Origin of the sequence: Acinetobacter sp. YH12023 (assembly GCF_013420135.1) — a bacterium.
Classification (GTDB): Bacteria; Pseudomonadota; Gammaproteobacteria; order Pseudomonadales; family Moraxellaceae; genus Acinetobacter; species Acinetobacter amyesii.
Genome location: NZ_VOYU01000011.1, coordinates 1 through 24,899, shown reverse-complemented (window position 1 = coordinate 24,899; position 24,899 = coordinate 1). Strand labels below are relative to the sequence as shown.

The following is a 24,899-nucleotide window of genomic DNA, read 5'->3' as shown; positions in this document are numbered from 1 at the left end:
AGGTGTGATTTATGGCTGCTGAAGAACATGCCCTTACTTCGACCGAGTACATTCAGCATCACTTGACTAACATGACCTATGGCAAAATGCCAGATGGTACTTGGAAGTTAGCTGAGACTGCTAAAGAAGCTCAAGAGATGGGGTTCACTGCTATTCACTTGGATTCAATGGGTTGGTCTATCGGCCTTGGTATTGTTTTCTGTTTGTTGTTCTGGGTTGTAGCGAAAGCTGCAAACTCTGGTGTTCCGACCAAGTTCCAGTCTGCAATCGAAATGATTATCGAGTTCGTTGACTCAAGTGTCCGTGACACTTTCCATGGCAAATCGCGCTTAATCGCGCCGTTAGCGTTGACCATCTTCGTGTGGATTTTCCTCATGAACTTGATGGACTTGATCCCTGTTGACTGGATTCCTTATACAGCTCAATTGATCGGTGCTAACGTGTTTGGTATGGATCCTCACCACGTTTACTTCAAAATCGTTCCATCTACTGATCCTAACATTACCCTTGGTATGGCATTGTCAGTATTTGCGTTAACTATTTTCTATAGTATCCGTGAGAAAGGTCTTGTCGGATTCGGTGCAGAATTTGCACTTAACCCATTTAACCCAAGTAACCCAGTTTTAAAAGCATTACTTATTCCAGTAAACATTATTCTTGAATTAGTAACTTTTATTGCACGTCCAATCTCATTGGCTCTACGACTGTTCGGTAACATGTATGCGGGTGAGTTGATCTTCATCTTGATCGCATTATTGCCGTTCTGGATCCAGTGGGCGTTGTCTGTGCCTTGGGCGATCTTCCATATTCTTGTTATTACGTTACAAGCATTCATTTTCATGATGTTGACTATCGTATATATGAGTATGGCTAGCGAAAAGCATTAATGGTATTGCTCAACTGTCAAAGGGTGGTTGGGCACACAATTTTTTAACTTAATTTGGTATAAACCTAACCTCTGAGGAATTATCATGGAACTCACTTTAGGTCTAGTTGCAATTGCATCTGCTATCTTGATCGCTTTTGGTGCTTTAGGTACTGCGATTGGTTTTGGTCTTCTAGGCGGCCGTTTCTTAGAAGCTGTTGCTCGTCAACCAGAATTGGCTCCACAACTTCAAACTCGTATGTTCTTAATCGCGGGTCTTCTTGATGCTGTGCCTATGATCGGTGTTGGTATTGGCTTGTTCTTCATCTTCGCTAATCCATTTGTAGGTTAATCAGCTTAATTCCTAAATTAAACTATTGAGGAATAGCAATGAATATCAACCTCACATTGATTGGCCAAGCGATTGCTTTTGCGATTTTTGTCGCATTCTGCATGAAATTTGTTTGGCCACCACTAATCAATGCGATTAGTGAGCGTCAGCGTAAAATCGCTGATGGCTTAAACGCTGCTGAAAAAGCGAAAGCTGACCTTGCGGATGCGCAAGCACAAGTGAAAGCTGAATTAGATGCGGCTAAAGCACAAGCGGCTCAATTGATCGAACAAGCGAACCGTCGTGGTGCGCAATTGGTAGAAGAAGCGCGTACTCAAGCTGCGGCTGAAGGTGAGCGTATTCGTCAACAAGCTAAAGAAGCTGTTGATACTGAAATCAATGCTGCTCGCGAAGAATTACGTCAACAAGTTGCTGCTCTTGCAGTTACTGGCGCAGAAAAAATTCTGAACCAGCAAGTTGACGCAGAAGCTCACAATGCCATGCTGACTCAGCTGGCTGCTAAACTTTAAGAGAGGCGGATTATGGCTGAACTCTTGACGTTGGCACGCCCATACGCTAAAGCAGCATTTGCTTACGCTTCTGAGCAAAATGCAACTGACGCTTGGTCAAATGCATTAAACTTGCTCAGTGCTGCGGTGCAAGACGAAGCATTTTCAGCTTATCTAAATCGCCCTGAGCTTACTCCTGCTGAGCAGGTAAGTGTTTTCGCAAAAGTTTTAGGTGAAGACCAGACTGCAGCAGTGTCAAACTTTTTGACATTGCTTGCTGATAATGACCGTCTGGCACTTCTTCCTGAAATTTCAGAAGAATACGAACAGCTCAAATCACAGAATAACAATACTGTGGATGTAGTGATTGAATCTGCATTCCCATTGACTTCTGTACAAGAACAATTACTTGCGCATGCATTAGAGAAAAAATTCGAAGCTGCCGTAAATGTTTCAGTAGAAGTTAACCCAGCGTTAATCGCAGGTGTAGTTATTCGTGCAGGCGACCAAGTGATAGATGATTCTGCGCTTAACAAGCTTGAAAAAATGCGGACTCGTCTTCTTGCTTAACAGCTTGAAGACTGAACTTTAAAAAGATTGAGGTATAGCGCAATGCAACAACTGAATCCATCCGAGATCAGTGCGCTCATTAAACAGCGTATCGGCGATCTGGACACCAGCGCGACCGCTAAGAACGAAGGGACCATTGTTATGGTTTCCGACGGTATTGTGCGCATTCACGGCCTTGCTGATGCAATGTACGGTGAAATGATCGAATTCGACGGCGGCTTATTTGGTATGGCACTGAACCTAGAACAGGATTCAGTGGGTGCCGTTGTCTTAGGTAACTACTTAAGCCTTCAAGAAGGTCAAAAAGCTCGTTGCACAGGTCGTGTATTAGAAGTTCCGGTTGGTCCAGAACTTTTAGGCCGTGTAGTAGATGCTTTGGGTAACCCAATTGATGGTAAAGGCCCTATTGATGCAAAACTTACTGATGCTGTTGAAAAAGTAGCACCAGGCGTAATTTGGCGTCAATCAGTGGATCAACCTGTACAAACTGGTTATAAATCAGTAGATACAATGATCCCTGTTGGTCGTGGTCAACGTGAGTTGATCATCGGTGACCGTCAAACTGGTAAAACAGCTATGGCGATCGATGCGATCATCGCTCAGAAAAACTCTGGCATTAAATGTATATACGTAGCAATTGGTCAAAAACAATCGACTATCGCTAACGTTGTGCGCAAGCTAGAAGAAACTGGCGCTATGGCGTACACAACTGTTGTAGCAGCTGCTGCAGCTGATCCTGCAGCGATGCAGTATCTTGCTCCGTATGCTGGTTGTACAATGGGTGAGTACTTCCGTGACCGCGGTGAAGACGCGCTTATCATTTATGATGACTTGTCTAAACAAGCTGTTGCTTACCGTCAAATTTCATTGCTTCTACGTCGTCCACCAGGTCGTGAAGCATATCCTGGTGACGTATTCTATCTACACTCACGTTTACTTGAACGTGCTTCACGTGTATCTGCTGACTACGTTGAGAAATTCACTAATGGTGAAGTTAAAGGCCAAACTGGTTCATTAACTGCATTACCGATTATTGAAACTCAAGCCGGTGACGTATCTGCATTCGTACCTACAAACGTAATTTCGATTACTGACGGTCAGATCTTCTTAGAAACATCATTATTCAACGCAGGTATTCGTCCTGCTGTGAACGCGGGTATCTCTGTATCACGTGTTGGTGGTTCTGCTCAGACTAAGATCATCAAAAAATTGTCAGGTGGTATCCGTACCGCTCTTGCGCAATACCGTGAATTAGCTGCGTTTGCTCAGTTCGCTTCTGACCTTGACGAAGCAACTCGTAAACAGCTTGAACATGGTCAACGTGTAACTGAGCTTATGAAGCAAAAACAATATGCTCCATACTCAATTGCTGACCAAGCTGTTTCAATTTATGCATCTAACGAAGGCTATATGGCTGACGTAGAAGTGAAGAAAATCGTTGCATTTGATGCTGCGTTGATCTCTTACTTCCGTTCAGAACATGCTGCGTTAATGCAAAAAATTGACGAGACTGGTGCTTACGATAAAGAAATCGAAGCAGCAATCAAAGCAGGTATTGAAAGCTTTAAAGCGACTCAAACTTACTAAGATTCAACGATGTTGAATCTGGTTCTGGTTTGGTTCACGGATCAACCTTCGAAAGCTCGAAAGGGCTTTCGAATACTAGGTTAAGCGTATGGCAAATTTAAAAGAAATTCGCGCCAAAGTAGCTAGTATCAAAAGCACGCAGAAAATTACTCGCGCGATGCAGATGGTAGCAGCTTCTAAGATGCGTCGTGCGCAAGAGCGCATGGCTCAAGGCCGTCCGTATGCCGAAAATATGCACCGTGTAATTGCTCATTTGGTACAAGCGAACCCTGAATACAAACACCGTTATATGGTTGAACGTCCTGTAAAGCGCGTTGGCTATATCATTGTTTCTTCAGATCGCGGCCTTGCTGGTGGTTTGAACATTAACTTGTTCAAAAAAGTGGTCAAACACGTACAACAGCAACAAGAGCAGTCAATTGAAGTTCAATTTGCTTTAATTGGTCAAAAAGCGGTTTCGTTTTTTAAAAACTACGGCGGTAAAGTTCTTGGTGCAACTACAAACGTAGGTGATGCTCCGAGTCTTGAACAGTTAACTGGTTCTGTACAGGTGATGTTAGACGCGTTTGATAAAGGCGAGTTAGATCGTATTTATCTAGTGTCAAACGGCTTTGTCAACGCCATGACTCAAAACCAAAAAATCGAACAGCTTGTTCCTTTAGCAGCTGCTGAGGAAAGCGAAGGCCTAAATCGTCAATACGGTTGGGACTATATCTATGAACCAGAAGCTGAAGAGCTTCTAAATGGTTTATTGGTTCGTTACATTGAGTCTATGGTTTATCAAGGTGTGATTGAAAACATCGCATGTGAACAGTCTGCTCGTATGGTTGCAATGAAAGCTGCAACTGATAACGCGGGTGAATTGATCAAGAGCCTACAACTTATTTATAACAAGCTGCGTCAAGCCGCGATTACTCAGGAAATCTCTGAGATCGTTGGTGGTGCCGCTGCCGTTTAACATTATTAGTTTGAATTGAGGAGACAGCAATGAGTAGCGGTCGTATCATTCAGATCATCGGCGCGGTTATCGACGTCGAGTTTGAACGTAACAGCGTTCCTAAGATCTATGACGCTCTCCATGTTGATGGTACTGAAACTACATTAGAAGTTCAGCAGCAACTTGGTGATGGCGTAGTTCGTACTATTGCAATGGGTTCTACTGAAGGCCTTAAGCGTGGTCTTACTGTAACTAACACTGGCGCGCCTATCTCTGTACCTGTAGGTACTGCATGTTTAGGTCGTATCATGGACGTTCTTGGTCGCCCGATCGACGAAGCTGGTCCTGTTGGTACTGAAGCTCGTTTACCAATTCACCGTCAAGCGCCTTCTTATGCAGAACAAGCGGCTTCTACTGACCTTTTAGAAACTGGTATTAAAGTCATTGACTTACTTTGCCCGTTCGCTAAAGGTGGTAAAGTTGGTCTGTTCGGTGGTGCCGGTGTTGGTAAAACTGTAAACATGATGGAGTTGATCAACAACATCGCGAAAGCTCACTCAGGTTTATCTGTGTTTGCTGGTGTTGGTGAACGTACTCGTGAAGGTAATGACTTCTATCACGAAATGAAAGACTCAAACGTTCTAGACAAAGTAGCAATGGTCTACGGTCAGATGAATGAGCCACCAGGTAACCGTTTACGTGTAGCGTTGACTGGTTTGACTATGGCTGAGTACTTCCGTGACGAAAAAGACGAAAACGGTAAAGGCCGTGACGTTCTATTGTTCGTCGACAACATCTATCGTTATACACTAGCGGGTACTGAAGTATCAGCACTTCTAGGTCGTATGCCATCTGCAGTAGGTTACCAACCGACTCTTGCAGAAGAGATGGGTGTTCTTCAAGAACGTATTACGTCTACTAAGTCTGGTTCTATTACGTCAATCCAAGCGGTATACGTACCTGCCGATGACTTAACAGATCCATCGCCTGCGACTACCTTCGCTCACTTGGACGCGACTGTTGTATTGAGCCGTGACATCGCATCTTCTGGTATTTACCCAGCGATCGATCCACTTGACTCTACTTCACGTCAGTTAGATCCACTTGTAGTGGGTACTGAGCATTACGAAATCGCTCGTTCAGTTCAAAACGTTCTTCAACGTTACAAAGAATTGAAAGACATTATCGCAATTCTTGGTATGGACGAATTGGCAGAAGAAGACAAACTTACTGTATACCGTGCACGTAAGATCCAACGTTTCTTCTCTCAACCGTTCCACGTAGCTGAAGTGTTTACTGGTGCTCCTGGTAAACTTGTACCGCTTAAAGAAACAATTCGTGGCTTTAAAGGTCTTCTAGCTGGTGAATACGACCACATTCCAGAACAAGCGTTCTACATGGTTGGTGGTATTGACGAAGTTATTGCTAAAGCTGAGAAACTTTAATTAGTTCCCTAATTTAGGAGATTCTCATGGCGACTATGCAATGTGACGTTGTAAGTGTTAAAGAGTCTTTGTACTCTGGCGCTGTAACTATGCTAATTGCTAAAGGTGCTGGTGGTGAGTTAGGTATTATGCCTGGCCATGCGCCACTAGTAACTTTACTCAAGCCGGGCGCAATCCGCGTTCTGCTTGAAAATGGTACAGAAGAATTAATCTATGTATCAGGTGGTGTACTAGAAGTTCAACCGCACGTTGTTACTGTACTTGCAGATACTGCAGTACGTGCTGACAACCTTGATGAAGCAGCAATTATTGAAGCTCGTAAACAAGCTGAACAATTGTTAGCAAATCAAAAGAGCGACTTGGACTCAGCTGCTGCTTTGGCTGCTCTTGCAGAAACTGCTGCTCAGTTGGAAACCATCCGCAAAATCAAAAACCGCGCTCAATAAGACGCAGTTTGAGATTGAAAGAGCCACCCGAGAGGGTGGTTTTTTTATGGCTGAATAATAAATAAATTTGATTATATTTTGATTAATTGTTATTTTTCATATGCTTAAAAATATATCAATGGAATTAATGATGTCTAATAAAATCTTTTGTACATTACTATTATCTTTGGGATTTGTTGGGTGTGCATCCGTACCTAAAGCAGATCAAAATGCTTCAACAGCAGTAAAACAATTTAATGCCCCACAAGAAGGCAATGCAGGAATTTATGTATATCGTTCAGCTTCTGTGAAAGGCGCTGCCTTAAAGAAAGATGTATGGGTAGATGGGGAATGTTTAGGTGAAACCTCTCGTGGAGTATTTTTTTATAAAGAAGTAATGGGTAATCAAAAACATACAATATCGACTGAATCAGAATTTTCACCTAACCATTTGGATATTGAAACTGAAGCAGGTAAACAATATTTTGTTCAGCAATTTATTAAAATGGGCGCATTTGTAGGTGGGGCAAATTTAAAACGGGTTGATGAGCAAACAGGCAAAAAGGCCGTAAGCGAATATGCATTTGCACAAGGTGGTAATTGCAGCAAAGCCACCATCGCATTGAAATAAAGGTTTATATGTAGATAAAAAACTACTCGAAAGGGTAGTTTTTATCCCTAAATTATTTGAAATTGATCAATCTAAAGTTGAATATATTTTATTCAATACAATCTTTATGGTGATTAAATTCAATCAGCTAGCATTACACCATGAACCTTATCGCCTATGAGCCGCATTTTTGGGAACTTTATCAAGACTTTGATCAATATTATTTGAGCATTGCGGTTGATCTAAGTTCTGTCGTGTCATGTTGGGATGTTGAACTCACCCATGAAGAAGTCCAGCAATATGAACACCGTGGGCGCGTGAGTATTCAAGAACTGGCAAAATCGATGGTCGCTGCTGCCTATAAAGGTGATTTTGCTTCATTAGAAAGTCGTTTAGTGAAACCATATGAGCGTCAGGCCATGCAATCAGCTTTTAAAAAATGGCAAGATAGCCAAAAAGCAGGTTAATGCTCGTTATTCATACATGGGTAAAATTGAAAATTCGCCGTGACTGATAATTTTAATTTTAAAAATTTGATCAAAGCCTTCATCCCGTGACGGAACTTGAAGCTTTCGATAGGTCGCATGCACGCCAACTTCTGGAATATGAGCTTTGCCTTCACGTAAACTGTTGCGCTTTAAGGTACTGTCCAAATCGGTTTCAAAATAATAAGCAATGACTTCAAACCCTGCATCAACTGCGCGTTGGATATAGCGAGCACGAGCTTCCCGATCTGGGTTGGTATTGTCAATCACCATTTTGGTTTTGGATGCCAAACCTGCTTCAAAGATCATATTTTCCCGATGTCGGGTTTTCAACATATCCAAATTAATACGTAAATGGCTATGATATAAATTCAACATGTAAAAGGTGGATTTGCCAGAGGCTTGAACGCCTGTAAAAATAATCAGCTGCATAGCATTTGCAATGAAAGCACGGAATGAATAGTAGAGTATTAAATCAGCAACGCAGTTTTGCTACAATCTCTACAAAATAAATAAGAACAAGTTGCAAAGGTCTGTATGCACAAATTTTTCAACAGTTTATCGCTGTGTCTTTGTTGTAGTTTGCTCGTTGCATGTCAAAGCCAATACGTCACGACACCCAATCTTCCCACTGAAGCTGCACTTGTCGCTGAATCGGTTGATAATGGCATCAGTACGGAGCTTAAAATCCCATATATGACCGCCTTTCGAAATCTGCGACAAGCCTATAATCACTGTGTTGCGTTTACCGCGAACAATCGCTACGTCTATACCGATAATCGTTTAGAAGAGCATTTGGAGCAGGGGACATTGATGGCACGAACTGAGAATGGGGCGTATTTGCATAAAATGTTGGTCGAAAGTTTAGATTCACAGACGACACGTATTACCTTATTTTTACCGAAGCAATATAGCTTTGCCCAAACACGTTTTAAACAAGATGTTCAGCGCGCACTTGGACAAGATAAAAACTGTAATACTTTTGAATTTGCTCAATCCAACTAATTGAACTTTAAGACGCTTGTGAGTTTTCCTGCTCTGGGTGCTCTACACGTTTACCGCCTTCATAACTGGCAAATCGAGCCTGATCACGTTTGAAAACGGGTGCAGGTGTTGGCCAAGGCCAATCTCCAAAATGGGTTTCACGATAGCGTTTAAAAGCTGCATCGAGTTCTTCCGTGGTATTGAGCACAAATGGACCGCGCATCGCCACGGGTTCATTAATCGGTTCACCTTCTAACCACAGAATCCGTGCTTCTAATCCACCTGCTTTGAGATGGACGTTGGCATCTGATTGGAGTTCAACCAAATGCTTCATCTGAATGGTTTGACCTTCTATTTCTAATGTATTGCCTTGATAGAAATAAGCAAAACGGTTGGAGCTACTTGTTGTTGCGGGAATCACCAACTCTGCACCTGCTTGCATGGTGATTAAATAAATGTTGACCTTATTTTCTGCGGCAGCCGCCCATGAGTGTGGCGGTCGGGAAATAGCATCAGTGGATTTAAACTGCCCTGAAATCACGCGAATATCCGATTTTTTTCCTTCACTATCCGTTTCAAAGACGTGAGGAATCTCTTCACGCCAAAACATTTTATAGTCAGCATCATGGGTTTTCTGTTCAGCTGATGAATTAAACCAAATTTGGAAAAGTTCAAAAGGATTGGCTTTATCTTCATGCAGTAGGGGGAACATTTCACAGTGTTCAACGCCATTGCCTGTAGACAGCCATTGCACATCACCCGCAGCATAGCGTCCGCCATTGCCTAATGAGTCAAAGTGATCGACATAGCCTTGTTCAACCAAGGTAATGGTTTCAAAGCCAGTGTGTGGATGCTCTGGGAAACCTGGAACCACATTGCCATAGTACATATTGAATTCATTTTTCTCTGCGGCTGTTTTTGGCCCCATGTCTGCATTTGCAGCAGGAAAATGATCAATATGATGAGCAGTAAATAAGAAAGGATCTTTTAAATCTAAACGAAAGGTAATGGGTGTAATGTTATAAATCACAGCGTTTGACATAACTGTTCCATCATTGGCTTTATTATTAAGCATTAATCTAAAAGGAAAAACAGTCGTGTTCTATAGCGGAACTGTACGAAAAAAGCGTTAGCTCAAGGTCTAACGCTTTTTTGATTTACAACAGGTGGAATGCAATGGAAATACTAAATTTCGCTACTTATTCAGTTTTAGTGGGTGCATTAGATGAGCTGTTAGCTGCTTGGTCTTGGATCAACATACCTGCCAATTTCAGCATTTCCGCTTGAATATTGCCCATTTGATTTTGGATTTTCTGAAAATCAACTTTGCTTAAATCGACTTGTCCATTGAGAAAAGGTGAGGCCAATACTTGCTGATTCGCTGCCTGTAGATTGCTGCGAATATCATTAATCTCAGTGCTTTTTAGATTTAAATCATTCAAAACTTGATTGAAACCTTTGAGTTGCTGTTGCAGCTGGATTGCCGCTTTTTGCAATTGGAGATGATCTTGGTTGCTGACTGCGGTTTCTAAATCGACCTGCGTTTGTTTGAGTTGTTCAACATAAGTGCCGGCTTTAAGTTGCATATCCGCAACATCGCGAACGATATAAAACATATTGCCACTTTTTAATTGACTTTGATCGGTCGCCTGACTTTGTGTCGCGGATTGACCTTCGTTTGTTGATGTTGTTGCAGGGCGATCATTTTCTGCTGCGATTTCTTGTTCCTGTTGCGGTGCTGTGGCAGGTTCACAGCCAATCAGTACCAAGACACCACTAAAAATGGCAAAAGGGAGAAGGGCATTCTGCACAAGCTTTTTCATTCAATCATCACTATGTGTTAAGTCTCTGCTTTGAATATAGGGGGAAAATGTGGATTAAAAATAGATTGTTGCAAAGCAATAACAAAATAATCGCTCGAACAAAAAAGAGGGCATTTGCCCTCTTTTGATGTTTTGATGGGTCTAACCCGCAATGATTTTGATCATGGCGTGGCTGACGGCATTCATTAAAATGTAGTCACTATTCACTTTAATCCATTGTTGGTTTTTGCCTGATTTAGACAATTTTTTATATTTGTTGAGGTCACCTTTGTAGCGATGACCACGGTATTCAGAAGATACTTTTCGTCCAGAACGCCAGGTATGTGATGGATTTACCGCTTTTTTCTTGTTCTGGCTTTGGTTTTTACCCCGTGTGTATTGTTTAGTGTGCTGTTGGGTTTTCGCCTTTTGAGTATTTTGCCGTGCATCTATTGTTTGCGCAGATACACGTGCTGTCAAAAAATAGATAAAACGATAGCTTTCATTAATGTATTTTAAGTTCACCTGTTTACTGCTGGATGTGAATTGATAAGACTCATCATAATGAGTATTTACAGGGAAGCTTTGAACAATGTATATATGAAATATTAAAACAATGGGTAAAATGTGTAAATTATCAATATGTGATAATTATTAAATATTATTGTGATAATTTAAAATGATTAATCTCAGTTAAAATCACAATAATCTTAACTGAGAGATTGAGATATTGTCGAATTATTTGGCTAATTCAGCGTTAATGGCATCGACAATACGAGCATCATCTGCCTTGATGTCAGGTGCAAATCGTGCCACAACTTCGCCTTGTTTATTCACGAGGAATTTTTCAAAGTTCCAGAGCACTTCAGGCTTTGGATTTGGTGTTAATCCGTATTCGACTAAATCATCCCACCATGGGCCTTCACCAATGCGTTCAGGGATGGCTTGGGTTAAGGTTTGATAAAGTGGGTGTTTATCCGCGCCTGCCACAGAAATTTTTGCAAAAAGTGGGAAATCAACCTTGTAGTTGATTGAGCAAAATTCTTGAATTTCAGCTTCAGAACCAGGTTCTTGTTCTAAAAAGTTATTGGCAGGAAAACCCAAGACTTCAAAACCTTGTGATTTCTTCTCTGTATAGAGTTTTTCTAGGCCTTCATATTGCGGTGTTAGACCACATTTAGAGGCTACATTGACCAATAATAAAACCTTGCCTTGGTATTGATTGAGTGTGGTGTCATCACCTTGGATCGTTTTTACTGGGATATCGTAAACTGAAGCTGACATATTCGTTCCTAATTGAAGTTGTGCCTTTCATTCTTGTTTTAAAGGGAAATCTGGTGAACAGCAAGCTTTTATCGATAGGCTTTTCGCATAATTTTTGTAGTAGTTTGCAGAATTCGAGCTGATGCTTGCTTGAGTGCTTGACGTTTAATTAGTGGCGCGGTGTTGGTTTGGGGTTTTTCCTGTATAGCGTTTAAAAAATTCAATAAAGCTTGAGCTGTGTTGATACCCTAATTCATAGCTGAGAGCTTTAATAGACTGACCAGCGCGGAGTTGTTGAATGGCATAAATAATTTTTGCACGGTTTCGCCATTCAGAAAGGCTCATTTGCAGTTCGTTCTGACTCAGCCGCAATAACTGACGCTCACTCAAACCGACATTGGATAAGCATCGCTGTAGGCTCAAACTAAAATGATCTACATCTGCAAGCTGCGCCAAGATCGGCTTTAACACCGCATCATGGCTTTGCGGTAAATAATGTTGATGTTTGGGTGCAGTTTTTAACTGGTCGAATAAGACCTGTAGTAGGTGTCGATAGGGTGGTGTGGTATGTTGCTCTGTAGGAAAGGCCAAAATTTCTTGCACCAACAAACGAAAGAAAGGCTGGATGCTAAATACTTCCGTCTGCTTGGGGAAATTTATGCAGAGATCAGGTGCTAGTCGGATTGCCACATAATGAATGGGTTGCTCATCAATCGCGACTGAGCAATGTTCTGTATGTGGAGGAATCCACACCCCATAACTAGCAGGTGAGAGATGGTGTTGCCCTTGTATCTCATATTCGAAAATACCATCGAGACAAAAATTAAAATCACCCCAAAGACAACTGTGCGGGTAGACCGTATCTAATGTGGTGTAGTGCGCTTCAAAAAGCTCGATTTGTTGTTCAATCGGTGGTGACGTCATATAAGCCTAAGAGTCGATGTCTGAACTACAATATAAATGTCTGAAATCATGTATTTCAATTAAAACAGACATCACTCAAAATACCTAGACCAATCTTTGCACGATATATTGAGGAGTCAGACATGTTGCTTCAAGCGCGTTGGGCGAAATTTGCAATTTGTTTGCCTCTGATCGCGGTATTTATATGGTCGTTAAATATTACCGTCACCCGCTATGTGACGGATTATATTTCACCAGTCAGTATCAGTTTTTATCGATGGTTTATTGCATTTTTGATCCTGACCCCCTTTATGCTCAAAACCGTTTGGCAGCAAAGACAGCTTATAGGGCAGCATTGGCAGCAATTGGCTGTGCTGAGTGCTTTTGGCATGGTGTTATATCAAGGCTTGGGCTATACCGCTGCGCATTATACGACGGCGACCAATATGGGCATCATCAATGCCTTTATCCCTGTTTTTACGATTGCCGTTGCATTTTTCATACTTAAAGATGTACCCAACCGCTATGCCATCTTAGGCTGTGCGATTTCATTTACGGGGCTATTGTTTGTCATTGCGCAAGGCGATTTCAGTCAATTACTGAATATGGGCGGACATTTCGGCGATATCCTGATGATCTTCGCAGTGTTTTTCTATGCCTTTTATGGGGTGTTTTTAAAAAAATGGCAACTGAAACTTCCGCTATTGTTGAGCTTATATGTACAAATTTTCTTTGCCGTTTTATATCACTTGCCATTCGTATTGTATTTAGGCATAGACGCGATTAATCCTGCCAATGCGCCAAGTGTATTTTATGCGGCAATTTTTCCATCACTGATTGCACCATTGGTATGGATGTTGGCTGTACAACATCTCGGCCCGAATCGCACCAGTATTTTTATGAATTTGATGCCGGTATTTACCGCGATTATTGCCTATTTCTGGTTGGCTGAGCAGTGGATGATTTATCATACCGTCGGCACAGTGATGGCGATTACTGGGGTGATCTTGGCGCAGCGTAAGTAAATCTAGTAAAAAGTTGAAAATTTATGAGAATTATTGATTAAAAAATAAGCAAACAAACTTATTTTTTATAGAGCAAATCTTTTGAAAATGGATTTTTGAGTGTAAAACTGAATTAAAAAAACAAATTCTCGTCTTAAAAATCAATCAAAAATAGATACATATTTTGACTAAGTGGTTATAAAATCACAAATAAAGTGCTTATCAGTAGTTTTATTTATATAAAAAATATATTTGTTAAATTTAAAAAAATATTACATAATACTTTCATCGTAAATGAGGAAGTAATTCTTAATAATTACTTGATATTTACCCAGAGATTGCAAGACCCTCTGGATGTGATTTTATACACATCCTTTTTTATGCTCAGCCATCCCTATATGGCTGAGCTTTTTTTTTTTTTGTATTTTCTAAAAGGCAGGTATAGACAGGCATCCGAGCTTATGCGCGGATGATTTCACCTGTTTCAGCATCAATAATTTTGCTTGGTTCTTGGCTTAGGCCGAGATCACCATTTAAGTAATTTAGTTCATTGGCAAAATACTGATTGGCTTCTTGTAAGGAACGTGCAGGGGTTAATCCTGCAGGATTGGCACTGGTAGACACAATAAAGCCATTAAAAGCTTGGCATAAAGCCACACATAAAGAGTGGGTCGTCACACGGACTGCGACTTTGGGATGATTGCCTTTAATCCATGTTGGAATATGGTCACCAGCTGGTAATAACCATGTGGTTGCACGCTCATTGGGTTTACGGTTGGTCCATGTCGCAATGACTTGCTGACGCATATCTTCTGTTAAGCCTTGGAGCAGGTGTTCAACTTGAGCGACATTGGCAGCCAATAAAATCACGCCTTTTTCAATGGGACGTTGTTTTAAGCGCAAAATTTCGAGAAAGGCTTGCTCATTGTAGGGATCACAGCCCAATCCCCAAACAGCCTCTGTAGGATATGCGAGAACCTGACCTTTTTTAAGACAGGAAGCTGCTTCTGCAACAGAGGTGGTAATCATTTCTATAGACCTTATCTGATTCGACAAAGGACTATTGTGAACCTAATTTACCCATTCGACAACGTAGGTAGTGTCCGGCTTGTTGTGTGGCATAGCCCATTAACTCTAATTCCATCAGTTGACTGGTTAATGTCGCGGTATCGATTTTGAGTTGAATGGACAATTGATCAAGGCTTTGGCCGACCCAATCGAGTTGCCGATACAGCGCAATTAAATGTTCTGGTATGGGTTCGGGTGGAGGGGTGTCCGGTGTTGCTGTTTTGGGTGTCGCTATTTCGGTGTTTGTTAAGGTTTCGGCAGCCTGCGATTGCCATTGTGTAGCCAATGCCAAGTCTTCAATGACCTGTTGTGGATGATCAATCAAAATTGCACCTTCGCGTATGAGTTGATGGCAACCTTGATGTGACTCACTATAAATATGCCCTGGAATGGCAAAAATAGATTTGCCTTGTTCGGCAGCGCGTTGAGCCGTGATCAGTGAACCACTTTTTAATGCCGCTTCCGCCACGATGACACCAAGACTAAGCCCACTGACGATACGATTTCGATGTGGAAAATGGTGTTGCAATGGGGGAGTGTGCGGTAGAAACTCACTGATTACGGTTCCTCCATGTTGGATGATCTCTTGTCTTAAACGCTGATGTGCGGTCGGATAAGTTTGATCTAAACCTGTGCCCATCACGGCAATGGTTCTGTGGTGTTGTATGGCAGCGCGATGTGCCGCTTCATCAATTCCTTGTGCTAAACCGCTATTGATATAGAACCCTTGCTCACTCAGATAATAAGCAAAATCATAGGCAATTTGTCGACCTTGTGGGCTGGGTTTGCGGCTACCAACGATTGCAATCTGGGGTTGCATCAAGGCTTGGGCATTACCTTGCCCAAATAGAATGGGCGGCTTGTCGCTATAAGGTAACAGCTGTTGTGGATAGTTTAGGTCTTCAGGAATCAGTACAAAGTCACTGTATTGTTCAATATCCTTGAAACATTTTTCAAAGCTAAGCTGTCCACTTGGGCTGTGAAATTCCTCAAAGCGCTTTAAATGATTTTTATGCAGTCCTAATTTTTGCCATGTGGTGATTTGATCAGGCTTAAGGGCGTGGTGTAGGGCAGGATAGTGCTGCTGAATTTTATAGAAACTACGAAGTGAGTGTTGCACCACAAACCACAGACGAATGTAATCTAAATGCAAGTCAGTCAATGAGTTGAGCATAATGAGACCTTTGAATATGTCTTCTTTTTATGGGTTAAAATTATTAGTGATATCGTTGTTGGATAATAAAAAATGAGGCTGAATACAGCCTCATTTTTATGGATTTGGTCTTAGTCATCCATTAGTGGTGGCTGAATCGTTGCACCCACTTTGATTGGTAATTCGCTCTCAAGTACATAAGCATAGCTTAAGTTATCAAACGTTTTGAATACCATGATGTTGCCAATACGTTGTCCTGGAAGTTGAACACGTTCTTTGGTTTTCGGATCAGTCACGATTTCACCTTTTTGGTTCACGCTAAAGACTTGACCAGATTGAACGCCTTGCAAGCTACCACGGTCGATCGTCACAACACTGTGAACCGCTGCAGTACCAATCGAGCCCATGACACGAACAATACTACCGCCAGCAGTGACATTTTCAGCATTGGTTGGATAGAAGAGCGTTGGCAGCATTGGGTCATATTCAGGAAGAACACGATCGCCACGACGAACTTCGGCATTATAAGTATCGGTCAGTTCTAAAGTGGTAATGTCATTTTCACCACGAACGGCAACACCTGAAGCGACTTGAGTCAGTTCTAAACCTGCATTGTATTTTTTGCCGTTTACATCGGTGAAGATGTACGGTTCGCCTTCACGGTAAACAGCATAACGTTGACCGACTTGCATACCTTGGCCGCGTGCATAAACTGTTTGGCCTTTGGCTGCCAATACACGTTGATCAGCTGTACCTAAAATGTAAGGTGTGCCTTCCACAGAATCAGCTGCAACAATCATGCTGCGCTCAAGCCATTGCTTAATATATTCCAATGGAATAACCGGAATCGCACTGTTGAGGGATTCAACACGAACTTGTGGTTGAAGTTTAGTGCCACCTGTATAGCGACGAATGATACCTTCACAGCCATCACCCTCATCTTTACCGATGATTGGGCGGCCATTGTAGGTACACATTAATAGGCGGTCACCTGGGAAAATCCAGTGCGGATTTTTCACGTGTTTATTGCTCGCCCAGATTTCAGGCCAGCGCACAGGATTTTTTAAGAAACGCTTGGAAATATCCCATAACGTATCGCCTTTTTTCACCACATAAACTTGAGGCGCACCTGCCTTCAATGATGGTGGATTGATGTTACGAGCAGGGGCAGCTTCTGCAACACTGACCATTCCCATCCCCACACTTACACAGACTGTAAGTGCCAATAATTGTTTTTTAAACCCCAAGGCACTAAAAGTTGGCATGCCCTTCAAAACCTTTTTCATTATCATAATTCCTAAAATTATGTATGTAACTGCGTTATAATAACGATATTACACACAATTTTTTGATGAAGCATTCCTTCATTTTGTTTTTTGATCAATGGCATAAGTGAGGATGTCGTATGGCCTTATTACCTATTTTAAGTTTCCCCGATCCCCGTCTTCGTACCATTGCAAAACCAGTCGAAGAAGTTACTGATGAAATTCGTCAGTTAGCAGCCGACATGTTTGAAACTATGTATGAAGCACCGGGAATTGGCCTGGCAGCAACACAGGTAGATCACCATATTCAGCTGATAGTCATGGATTTATCTGAAGAAAAAGATCAACCCATGGTGTTTATTAACCCCAAAATTACGCCATTGACGCAAGAGACGCAGCCCTATGAAGAAGGCTGTTTATCAGTGCCTCAAATATACGATAAAGTTGAGCGCCCGTCACGTGTAAAAATTCAGGCAATTAACCTTGAAGGTCAATCATTTGAAGTGGAAGCGGACGGACTTCTCGCAGTTTGTATCCAACATGAAATGGATCACTTAAATGGTAAGTTATTCGTCGACTATCTATCGCCTTTGAAACGTCAACGTGCACGTGACAAAGTGGAAAAATTGGTTCGCCAGCGTCAAAAAGATAAAGTCGCAGTTAAGCGTTAATTGATCGCGGTTAAAAAATACCTGAGACAAGCCCAATTTCGATTGGGCTTTGTTATACTTGCACCAGACAAATGTTAGGGTTTGCCTGTATTGTTTCGTAGTGGAGTGCTGCTGTCCTTTGCAGCCGTTTTTTTGCAGATTGCTGTTTTTTTACAGCCATTGTTGCCCAAGCAATATCAAGTTGCTCCGGTCTGCGAAACCATTACGCGTGCACTTTTACTTCCCAATGTTCATACTGAACATACAGCACATTCACACCATTCATCTTCCGCTCACGCTGAGCAAGTTCAAGTCGATCATACTGCCCATGAACATGATGCCAGTCATCAATGTCAGTATTGTACGGTCTATGGCAATTTGGTTTTGCCTCCTGAACTTGATGTAAAAGAAGTGCTTGATCGAATTCAAGTTCGTTTAATTGCTTTTCAAAAAGCTTTCAAGCATGTCTGGTTTGTTCTTCAACAACTCTTTTTACTTCCGCAAGGTCGAGCCCCACCACTCGCTGCATAAATCCGACGTTTTTTTTAACTTGGGTCGTTGAGGACTCAGGTACGCCTTTATTTATGTATTTTGTGAGATAAACATGGCTCAGCCTAAATTTTTTCTACAGCCTCTTGCGGCTGCAATTTGTGTTGCCTGCTATTCAACTTCTGTGATGGCTGACGAGATGTCCGTAGAGATGACGGAAACCAATGCTGTACAGACTTTGGCACCGATTGTGGTGACATCACATCAGGGGAATGATGCCAATGGCCTGATTGTTCGTGCCAACCCCAAACAGCCGATTCAACCGATACCTGCCAGTGATGGGGCCGATTATTTAAAAAGTATTGTGGGGTTTAGTGCCATTAAAAATGGGGGAACCAATGCAGATCCAACCTTCCGTGGCATGTTTGGTTCACGCATTAAAATTTTGACTGATGGCACAGAAAATCTAGGGGCGTGTCCAAGTCGAATGGATGCACCAACTTCTTATATTTCCCCTGAAAGTTATGACCGAATTTCAGTAATTAAAGGACCTCAAACGGTTCAATATGCCAATACAGGTTCTGCTGCAACAGTCTTGTTTGAACGCAAACCTGAACAATTCGATGCTGATAAAAACTACCGTGGTCAAGTCAGTGTGATGATCGGCTCTTATGGTCGTTTAGATCATAATGTCGAAGCGGCCGTGGGGGATGAACATAAATATGTCCGTTTAAATGCTAGCCGTTCTGTTGCAGACAGCTACCAAGATGGAGATGGTAATACTGTGCCGTCAGACTGGGAGCGTTGGAATACAGATTTGGCACTCGGTTGGACGCCAAACGAAGATACATGGGTAGAACTTACTGGAGGTAAAGCCGATGGTGAGGCGGTATACGCAGGCCGTTCAATGGATGGTTCGCAATTTGCCCGTGAAAGCTTAGGCCTTCGTGTCGAGAAAAAGAATGTCACAGAGGTGATTAAAAAAATCGAAGCACAGGTCAACTATAGCTTTAATGACCATGTCATGGATAACTTCAGCTTACGTGAGTTTCAACCAAGTGGCATGATGAATATGCCAATGGCATCGAATGTTGCTCGCAGAACATTAAATGCACGTATGGCTGTGACACATGAATGGGATAAGATTGGCTTTGTTACAGGCATTGACACACAGAACAATGAACATAGCAATCGCAAAGGGATGCGCAATAGCTATAAAGACAAAGCACGTGAAACCGATATGAAGTTTCAGTCCTATGGCGGTTTTGGAGAAGTCAGTTATCAATTGAGTGACAACAATAAGTTGGTTTCCGGACTTCGTCTCGATCAAGTGCAAGTGAAAGATGAGCGTGCCGCTTCGAAAGCGAGTGGCTATAACACGGAGCTGAATGAAACATTGCCAAGTGCTTTTATTCGTTTTGAAAATAAACACCCTGAACATGACAATGGTAAAACCTATATCGGTCTAGGCTATGTGGAACGCATGCCTGATTATTGGGAGTTATTTAGTCCTAAACACGGTAATGCAGGCACAACAAACACCTTTAATGGCGTCGAGCCTGAAAAAACCTTGCAGTTAGATGTGGGCTATCAACATGAACATGGAGCATTCAGTTCATGGGCATCTGCCTATGCGGGGCTGATTCAGGACTTTATTTTGATGAGTTATCACGATCATCCAAATACAGGTGAGCATGATCATGGTTCAACCTTTAGCGCGGGTGCGAAAAATGTCGATGCCACCATTGCGGGAGCTGAAGCGGGGATTGGCTATCAATTTAGCGATCATATTCAAGCCGATGTTGGCGCAATGTATGCGTGGGGTAAAAACACCACAGATGGCAAGCCATTACCGCAAATCTCACCTTTAGAAGCACGTATCAACTTACGTTATATCCAAGATAATTATACTTTGGGAGCGTTTTGGCGTGTGGTTGATGGGCAAAATCGTATCAGTGCGTACCAAGGCAATATCGTGGGTTATGACCTGAAAGAAAGTGCAGGTTTTGGCACACTGTCTTTAAATGGTACTTATCATATTGATGAGGGTGTAGATGTATCTGTGGGTGTAGATAATCTCCTGAATAAAACCTATACCGAACATCTAAATAAACTGGGTGATGCAGGGACAGGTTTAGCGACCGATCAACAGTTTAATAATATTGGTCGCAATTATTGGGCACGTATTTCGATGAAATTCTAAGTTCTGACATTTGTCATCCAAAAAGCAGAGCGATCGCTCTGCTTTTTTATTGGTGCATACTCGTCAGTTGTTTGGCTTTACTTTGATACAGTGCTAAACCGAGTTTTTGAATCGCACGGCCTTTTTGCTGTAATTTTTGATTTAAACTTGGGACATGCTTAGCGCCTGAATACATGACAAGATTTCTAGCCAATAAATAATAGGCAAACCATGCGGCGGACTGTGGTTTGAGCCCTAATTTATGCATGCGTTTTTTGCCAATAAAAAATTGTGTCAGCTCCAGATGTTGTCGATAAGCCAGTTTTTGCTGAAATGGTCGAAGGTATTTGTATTGTCTTTCAAAAGGTTCTTTAGAGAGACTGGCGCCGAGAGCCATGCTGCTTGCATCGGATTGAGGATGTACAAATTGCATCCAATACAGCAGTTTCCAACCGTCAGATTCTTTTTCAATTAACCATTTTTCATCAATACCCATCAACCAGCCGACATAGCGCCAAAAATGCAAAAAGCTTTCAACTTCTTGTTTTGACGGAAAAATTCCTAAAGCGCGAATGCCCAAAAGTACCACACTGCTAAAGGCAAGATTGGTCATCGCCAAGTCAAATTGATTAATCGGTACCCCCCACGTTGCAAAATCCCAGTCTTTGCCTTTTTGGAGTTGATGCCGTACCAAAGCGTGAATAAAACGTACATAAATTGTCGATGTAAATCCTGCATGCAAACGTTCGAGTCCGCGTTCTTCAGTGATATCTACCCACCATTTAGTGGTTTCAGCCAGACGTGTACCGGCTTGTTTATTTAAAGCACCGGTCAGCATGAGTGGCTGATTGAAACCGGGGAAGAGATAACCGACCATGAGTGAAAGGTCTCGCAAAATAACGCCATTGTTAATCCCGAGTCGATGGGTGAATTCAAGGGCTTGCTGTATTTTTTCTGGCTCTAACCAAGGCGGTGTTTGTTCAACATGCTTAAAAAAATGCTCGAGTTCAGGAATAGGAAAGGGAAGCTGCTCGACGCCTTTAAATAAAGCGATTTCAAAATATTCACGATGCTGCTTAGGGTTCTGCATCATCCACGTGAGCACTTTTTCCATCTGTGGATCACCACATTGCAGGGCTTTATTGAGGGCAAGATATTGAGGGTAATTCGGCTGTGCAGCTTGACCCGTCAAATGAGACAGCAGAAAACTCAGCAGATTAGATTGCTGCGTGGCCTGAAATGAAGACAGCCGGGTATTGAAGTGAGTGGTCATGTTTTGATCTTCAATGTTATTGTTTCATACCACACTAATATGAATATTTATTCGCATTCAATTCGCATAACACTATCGCATTGGAGAGCAATAGAATGAGAAAAAGACCACAACAACAACGCGCGAAAATGATCGTGGAAAACATTTTGCAAGCTGCGCAGTTGTGTATTGCAGAACAAGGTTTACTGGAGCTGACGACGCCAAAAATTGCGGAAAAATCTGGCGTGAGCGTTGGGTCAATTTATCAATATTTTGAAAATAAAGAACAAATCGTAGAAGAGTTACTGCTCAGAAAATCAGAACAATTGGGGTTAGCACTAAAAAATATAGTCGTGGAGCAAGAGCTGCACAGTATTTATGAGGTGATCCCACTTTGTATTCAGTTTGGCTTTGATATGTTGAAAGCTGATCGCGGCTTCTTCATTGAAATCTTGAAACATTGGCATCAATACAGTCATTCAGATGCCTCTCAGGTTTTGGAAAAGCATTTTTTTGAAGTCGGGATGTATTTATTTAATCGCTACTATTCACATTGGAACTTTGAGACGCTGAAACATCGCTCTTTTGTGATCATTAACAGTACTTTATTTACCATGATGCGCTATGTGAGCAATAATAGTTTTTTAATTACAGAACAACAGCTTAAAGTGGAATTGTCGAAGATGATTTTGGCTTATCTAGATAGTGAATAACACTGAAAAAATAAATTTGTCTCTTAAATAATCTATTAAATTCTGATCCAAGATATGTGAAGATAGATTAATAATAAATCAATAACTTAAGATAATAAATTCAGGAACATCATGATGGTTTCTTTGAGCTTGCAGCAACTGTCCAAATCTTTTGCGGGAAAAAGTATATTTTCAAATTTAAATTTAGGGTTAAGCGAATTCGGAATTGTCGCTGTTGTTGCTGAGAATGGAGTAGGGAAGTCCACCTTACTTGCGATGATTGCTGGGATGTTGGATTACGATACAGGCAATATTTTGATTAATGATCAGCAATATGCTCTTCACAACAATGAATACAAGAAACTTGTGGCCTATGTGCCAGATAAAAGCCCTATTTATGATTTTTTACAAGGGCAGGAGTTTCTGAATTTAATGTGTGATATTCGAGGGATAGCGCATGAGCAGTATCAAATCTTCATTGAAAAATTTAAATTAGAACACTATTTAGCCACGCCATTTGCTGACATGTCTTTTGGCACAACCAAAAAGTTTTTATTGGTTGCAGCCTTAATGACTTCGGCACCTTTACTGATTTTGGATGAACCGAGCAATGGCTTAGATCAAAATGCCTTGGCTGAATTAACAAGTATACTTTTACAGCAGAGCTAATCGAAATTGATTCTATTGTCTTGCCATGATCCAGTATTTAGAGACAGTCTTGCAGCAAAAATCATCGAGCTAGATCGGCTAAAGTCCAATGAGCAGGCGGCATGAATAAACAAAGACATGTTGGGCAGCGAACAATCATAAAAACGCTTTTGAAATATCGATGGGCATTTTATGTCAAGACCACAGCAGACGCAGTTGCACGACAAAAGCATTTACTTATTTTAATCACATTAATTCTCGGACCAATGCTATTCGGACTGCTCTTATCTTTAGTGCAGCCCATTATTGATTTGGTTTATTGCAAATCATTAATCACGAATGTGTTTATTTGGACAGGCTTTCTTGCCTTAAATGTATTTTGGTGTGCGATACAGCGTAAAGCTTTGAGTGGTGGAGAAGGGTATGGCTATCTAGCGCTATTGCCCATCACGCTTAAAAGTCGCTTTGCAGTGGAAATTAAATTTTTAGGCAGTTTAAGCTTTTTGCTGATACTGCCATTTATTTTAGCGCTTCTATATGTTTGGGTTGAGTATGAATTCTTAGCTTCCATTGGCATCAGTGTATTGATGCTACTTTGGATCTTTAATTTATTAATTTTACAAATGCTGTTTTTACAACAGAATTAATATTGGGTTTTAGTCTGTCTTTTGACATATTTGCCCATTTTGAGCCTAGCGATATTGGACGCTCAACTCGTTGCGGTGTTGTTATCTACTTTCATCTGTATAGCGGCAATAAAATTTTGGCTGCTCGGTAGGAAATCAAAACCAATTAAGCTGCAAGTACCTAGCGTATTTCTGATACAGAAATATAGCCCACTCTGGCTCAATCAAAATAAACTCATTATTCGTCAGGCATTTCATAAAAGATTTCTAACCCATCGTATTGTTAGTATCGGTATGTCCGTTACAGCGGTCGTGATTTTGTATTGGTTTGCCACACAGGCAGATACTTGGAACATCATGAGCCTTGATTTTACCGCTTCACAATTATTCCAATTGATGTGTGCCATCTATATTGCACTGAGTTTATTCAATCTAGGTGTGATAAAAATGGACTTAAAATCAAATTTTGAATCTGCAGAGCGATTCTGGATCATTCAGGGGTTCACACTTTGGCAGCTCAGGAAATACGAATACTGTGTTTTATTGATAATTGGCTTGTTGATGAGTGTACCAGTATTGCTGTGGCTACTGCTGACAGGTTGATTTGTAGATGTGCTATTGATGGCGACATTATTTGGTATCGGCATTCCATTTATTCAGTGGTTGTATAGAAAACCTGAAGAAGTGCACGGTGTTATGCCAATTTTAATGTTTATCTTATGGGTGCCTGTGGCATATTGCATGCTTTCTGTACGCTAAAAACACTTTTTTAAGTAAAAAATACTAATTTAGTAGAATAAATAAACAAACGTAATGAAAAACTAAAAATAAATGGAAAAGGGTGTTGCGTTGGAACAGAAATGCTGTAGAATGCACATCCATCGGCGGTGATGAAGATTAAAACTTCTGATAAAACAATGACTTGGTTGAATTGATTAAGTTGGGTTTTATTTTTTAAGTTTAAAAATAATTTAAATTACTGGTTGACTCTTTAGAAATAAAGAGTAATATAGCCGACCTAGCTTGATGGTGACGAACCAACAAGAAGATCATTAAGAGATTATGAAGAACAACTTGTGTGGATTTTTACTGATTGATTGATCGAAATTATTTTCATTGATTGATGGTAGAAATTACTCGAAGTTTATTTGAGC

30 protein-coding genes are annotated in these 24,899 nt (G+C 41.3%); 20 read left to right on the top strand and 10 right to left on the bottom strand.

Features of this window, described 5'->3' with window-relative positions:
* Positions 1 to 11 precede the first annotated feature (11 nt).
* The 10 genes from atpB (at position 12) to FTT92_RS12360 (ending at position 7,746) form a co-directional block, all read left to right on the top strand.
* A complete protein-coding gene (gene atpB / locus FTT92_RS12405) occupies positions 12 to 887 on the top strand; it encodes a F0F1 ATP synthase subunit A (protein WP_078194024.1) in 876 nt (291 codons plus the stop codon).
* An 84-nt stretch (positions 888 to 971) separates the two neighbouring features.
* A complete protein-coding gene (gene atpE / locus FTT92_RS12400; protein WP_000424060.1) occupies positions 972 to 1,217 on the top strand; it encodes a F0F1 ATP synthase subunit C in 246 nt (81 codons plus the stop codon).
* Positions 1,218 to 1,255: 38 nt separating this feature from the next.
* Positions 1,256 to 1,726 carry a F0F1 ATP synthase subunit B gene (locus tag FTT92_RS12395; RefSeq protein WP_078191477.1) on the top strand — a complete coding sequence of 157 codons (471 nt, stop codon included), beginning with the start codon at positions 1,256 to 1,258 and terminating at the stop codon, positions 1,724 to 1,726.
* Positions 1,727 to 1,738: 12 nt separating this feature from the next.
* The gene (locus tag FTT92_RS12390; RefSeq protein WP_078191476.1) at positions 1,739 to 2,275 is read left to right on the top strand and encodes a F0F1 ATP synthase subunit delta; all 537 of its coding nucleotides are present in this window, start codon (positions 1,739 to 1,741) and stop codon (positions 2,273 to 2,275) included.
* 42 nt (positions 2,276 to 2,317) lie between these two features.
* A complete protein-coding gene (gene atpA, locus FTT92_RS12385) occupies positions 2,318 to 3,862 on the top strand; it encodes a F0F1 ATP synthase subunit alpha (RefSeq protein ID WP_078194023.1) in 1,545 nt (514 codons plus the stop codon).
* 88 nt (positions 3,863 to 3,950) lie between these two features.
* A complete protein-coding gene (gene atpG / locus FTT92_RS12380; RefSeq protein WP_078191474.1) occupies positions 3,951 to 4,820 on the top strand; it encodes a F0F1 ATP synthase subunit gamma in 870 nt (289 codons plus the stop codon).
* A gap of 29 nt (positions 4,821 to 4,849) precedes the next feature.
* A complete protein-coding gene (gene atpD / locus FTT92_RS12375; protein WP_078191473.1) occupies positions 4,850 to 6,244 on the top strand; it encodes a F0F1 ATP synthase subunit beta in 1,395 nt (464 codons plus the stop codon).
* Positions 6,245 to 6,270: 26 nt separating this feature from the next.
* Positions 6,271 to 6,690: a F0F1 ATP synthase subunit epsilon gene (locus tag FTT92_RS12370; RefSeq protein WP_078194022.1), complete on the top strand. Its 420-nt coding sequence runs from the start codon at positions 6,271 to 6,273 to the stop codon at positions 6,688 to 6,690.
* A gap of 130 nt (positions 6,691 to 6,820) precedes the next feature.
* Entirely contained in the window at positions 6,821 to 7,300 is a 480-nt protein-coding gene (locus tag FTT92_RS12365) for a DUF2846 domain-containing protein (protein ID WP_180172311.1), read from the top strand.
* A gap of 140 nt (positions 7,301 to 7,440) precedes the next feature.
* The gene (locus FTT92_RS12360) at positions 7,441 to 7,746 is read left to right on the top strand and encodes a hypothetical protein (protein ID WP_168378803.1); all 306 of its coding nucleotides are present in this window, start codon (positions 7,441 to 7,443) and stop codon (positions 7,744 to 7,746) included.
* Between the two features lie 6 nt (positions 7,747 to 7,752).
* On the opposite strand, the gene FTT92_RS12355 is transcribed toward FTT92_RS12360, so the two are convergent.
* Positions 7,753 to 8,196, bottom strand: coding sequence for an AAA family ATPase (locus tag FTT92_RS12355; RefSeq protein ID WP_180172257.1), 444 nt, complete (start codon positions 8,194 to 8,196; stop codon positions 7,753 to 7,755).
* 105 nt (positions 8,197 to 8,301) lie between these two features.
* Between FTT92_RS12355 and FTT92_RS12350 the strand changes: the two genes are divergently transcribed.
* On the top strand, positions 8,302 to 8,769 hold the full coding sequence (locus FTT92_RS12350; RefSeq protein WP_180172256.1) for a hypothetical protein: 468 nt from the start codon (positions 8,302 to 8,304) through the stop codon (positions 8,767 to 8,769).
* A 7-nt stretch (positions 8,770 to 8,776) separates the two neighbouring features.
* On the opposite strand, the gene FTT92_RS12345 is transcribed toward FTT92_RS12350, so the two are convergent.
* From FTT92_RS12345 to FTT92_RS12325, 5 genes are all read right to left on the bottom strand, one after another.
* Positions 8,777 to 9,790 carry a pirin family protein gene (locus tag FTT92_RS12345; protein ID WP_180172255.1) on the bottom strand — a complete coding sequence of 338 codons (1,014 nt, stop codon included), beginning with the start codon at positions 9,788 to 9,790 and terminating at the stop codon, positions 8,777 to 8,779.
* A 157-nt stretch (positions 9,791 to 9,947) separates the two neighbouring features.
* Positions 9,948 to 10,571 (bottom strand): hypothetical protein, encoded by a 624-nt coding sequence (locus FTT92_RS12340; protein ID WP_180172254.1) that lies wholly within the window; start codon positions 10,569 to 10,571, stop codon positions 9,948 to 9,950.
* A gap of 141 nt (positions 10,572 to 10,712) precedes the next feature.
* On the bottom strand, positions 10,713 to 11,075 hold the full coding sequence (locus tag FTT92_RS12335; protein ID WP_373684118.1) for an RcnB family protein: 363 nt from the start codon (positions 11,073 to 11,075) through the stop codon (positions 10,713 to 10,715).
* Between the two features lie 213 nt (positions 11,076 to 11,288).
* On the bottom strand, positions 11,289 to 11,834 hold the full coding sequence (locus FTT92_RS12330) for a glutathione peroxidase (RefSeq protein ID WP_111885877.1): 546 nt from the start codon (positions 11,832 to 11,834) through the stop codon (positions 11,289 to 11,291).
* Between the two features lie 144 nt (positions 11,835 to 11,978).
* Positions 11,979 to 12,737 carry a helix-turn-helix transcriptional regulator gene (locus FTT92_RS12325; protein ID WP_180172253.1) on the bottom strand — a complete coding sequence of 253 codons (759 nt, stop codon included), beginning with the start codon at positions 12,735 to 12,737 and terminating at the stop codon, positions 11,979 to 11,981.
* A 122-nt stretch (positions 12,738 to 12,859) separates the two neighbouring features.
* Between FTT92_RS12325 and FTT92_RS12320 the strand changes: the two genes are divergently transcribed.
* Positions 12,860 to 13,741 (top strand): DMT family transporter, encoded by an 882-nt coding sequence (locus FTT92_RS12320; RefSeq protein WP_180079238.1) that lies wholly within the window; start codon positions 12,860 to 12,862, stop codon positions 13,739 to 13,741.
* Between the two features lie 438 nt (positions 13,742 to 14,179).
* Here FTT92_RS12320 and FTT92_RS12315 read toward each other — a convergent pair whose 3' ends face one another.
* The 3 genes from FTT92_RS12315 to FTT92_RS12305 all read right to left on the bottom strand — a co-directional run bounded on the left by FTT92_RS12315 (position 14,180) and on the right by FTT92_RS12305 (position 17,227).
* On the bottom strand, positions 14,180 to 14,749 hold the full coding sequence (locus tag FTT92_RS12315; protein ID WP_111885874.1) for an L-threonylcarbamoyladenylate synthase: 570 nt from the start codon (positions 14,747 to 14,749) through the stop codon (positions 14,180 to 14,182).
* A gap of 31 nt (positions 14,750 to 14,780) precedes the next feature.
* A complete protein-coding gene (gene dprA, locus FTT92_RS12310; RefSeq protein WP_180172252.1) occupies positions 14,781 to 15,962 on the bottom strand; it encodes a DNA-processing protein DprA in 1,182 nt (393 codons plus the stop codon).
* 110 nt (positions 15,963 to 16,072) lie between these two features.
* The gene (locus FTT92_RS12305; protein WP_180172251.1) at positions 16,073 to 17,227 is read right to left on the bottom strand and encodes a LysM peptidoglycan-binding domain-containing protein; all 1,155 of its coding nucleotides are present in this window, start codon (positions 17,225 to 17,227) and stop codon (positions 16,073 to 16,075) included.
* Between the two features lie 119 nt (positions 17,228 to 17,346).
* Here FTT92_RS12305 and def point away from each other — a divergent pair, with 119 nt between their 5' ends.
* The 3 genes from def (at position 17,347) to FTT92_RS12290 (ending at position 20,548) form a co-directional block, all read left to right on the top strand.
* Positions 17,347 to 17,877 carry a peptide deformylase gene (gene def, locus FTT92_RS12300; RefSeq protein WP_078191459.1) on the top strand — a complete coding sequence of 177 codons (531 nt, stop codon included), beginning with the start codon at positions 17,347 to 17,349 and terminating at the stop codon, positions 17,875 to 17,877.
* Between the two features lie 90 nt (positions 17,878 to 17,967).
* On the top strand, positions 17,968 to 18,387 hold the full coding sequence (locus FTT92_RS12295; RefSeq protein ID WP_180010841.1) for a DUF2946 family protein: 420 nt from the start codon (positions 17,968 to 17,970) through the stop codon (positions 18,385 to 18,387).
* A gap of 145 nt (positions 18,388 to 18,532) precedes the next feature.
* Positions 18,533 to 20,548: a TonB-dependent copper receptor gene (locus FTT92_RS12290; protein ID WP_373684119.1), complete on the top strand. Its 2,016-nt coding sequence runs from the start codon at positions 18,533 to 18,535 to the stop codon at positions 20,546 to 20,548.
* 46 nt (positions 20,549 to 20,594) lie between these two features.
* Here the strand turns inward: FTT92_RS12290 and FTT92_RS12285 are convergent, their stop codons facing one another.
* The gene (locus FTT92_RS12285; RefSeq protein ID WP_180172249.1) at positions 20,595 to 21,800 is read right to left on the bottom strand and encodes an oxygenase MpaB family protein; all 1,206 of its coding nucleotides are present in this window, start codon (positions 21,798 to 21,800) and stop codon (positions 20,595 to 20,597) included.
* A 95-nt stretch (positions 21,801 to 21,895) separates the two neighbouring features.
* On the opposite strand from FTT92_RS12285, the gene FTT92_RS12280 reads away from it, so the two are divergent.
* The 5 genes from FTT92_RS12280 to FTT92_RS12260 all read left to right on the top strand — a co-directional run bounded on the left by FTT92_RS12280 (position 21,896) and on the right by FTT92_RS12260 (position 24,504).
* Positions 21,896 to 22,492, top strand: a complete 597-nt coding sequence (locus FTT92_RS12280) for a TetR/AcrR family transcriptional regulator (RefSeq protein ID WP_180172248.1) — start codon at positions 21,896 to 21,898, stop codon at positions 22,490 to 22,492.
* A gap of 111 nt (positions 22,493 to 22,603) precedes the next feature.
* Positions 22,604 to 23,140, top strand: coding sequence for an ATP-binding cassette domain-containing protein (locus FTT92_RS12275; RefSeq protein WP_180172247.1), 537 nt, complete (start codon positions 22,604 to 22,606; stop codon positions 23,138 to 23,140).
* A 101-nt stretch (positions 23,141 to 23,241) separates the two neighbouring features.
* On the top strand, positions 23,242 to 23,766 hold the full coding sequence (locus tag FTT92_RS12270; protein ID WP_180172246.1) for a hypothetical protein: 525 nt from the start codon (positions 23,242 to 23,244) through the stop codon (positions 23,764 to 23,766).
* A gap of 54 nt (positions 23,767 to 23,820) precedes the next feature.
* Entirely contained in the window at positions 23,821 to 24,348 is a 528-nt protein-coding gene (locus tag FTT92_RS12265) for a hypothetical protein (protein ID WP_180172245.1), read from the top strand.
* Between the two features lie 18 nt (positions 24,349 to 24,366).
* Positions 24,367 to 24,504, top strand: a complete 138-nt coding sequence (locus FTT92_RS12260; protein ID WP_180172244.1) for a hypothetical protein — start codon at positions 24,367 to 24,369, stop codon at positions 24,502 to 24,504.
* The last annotated feature ends 395 nt before the right edge of the window (positions 24,505 to 24,899 follow it).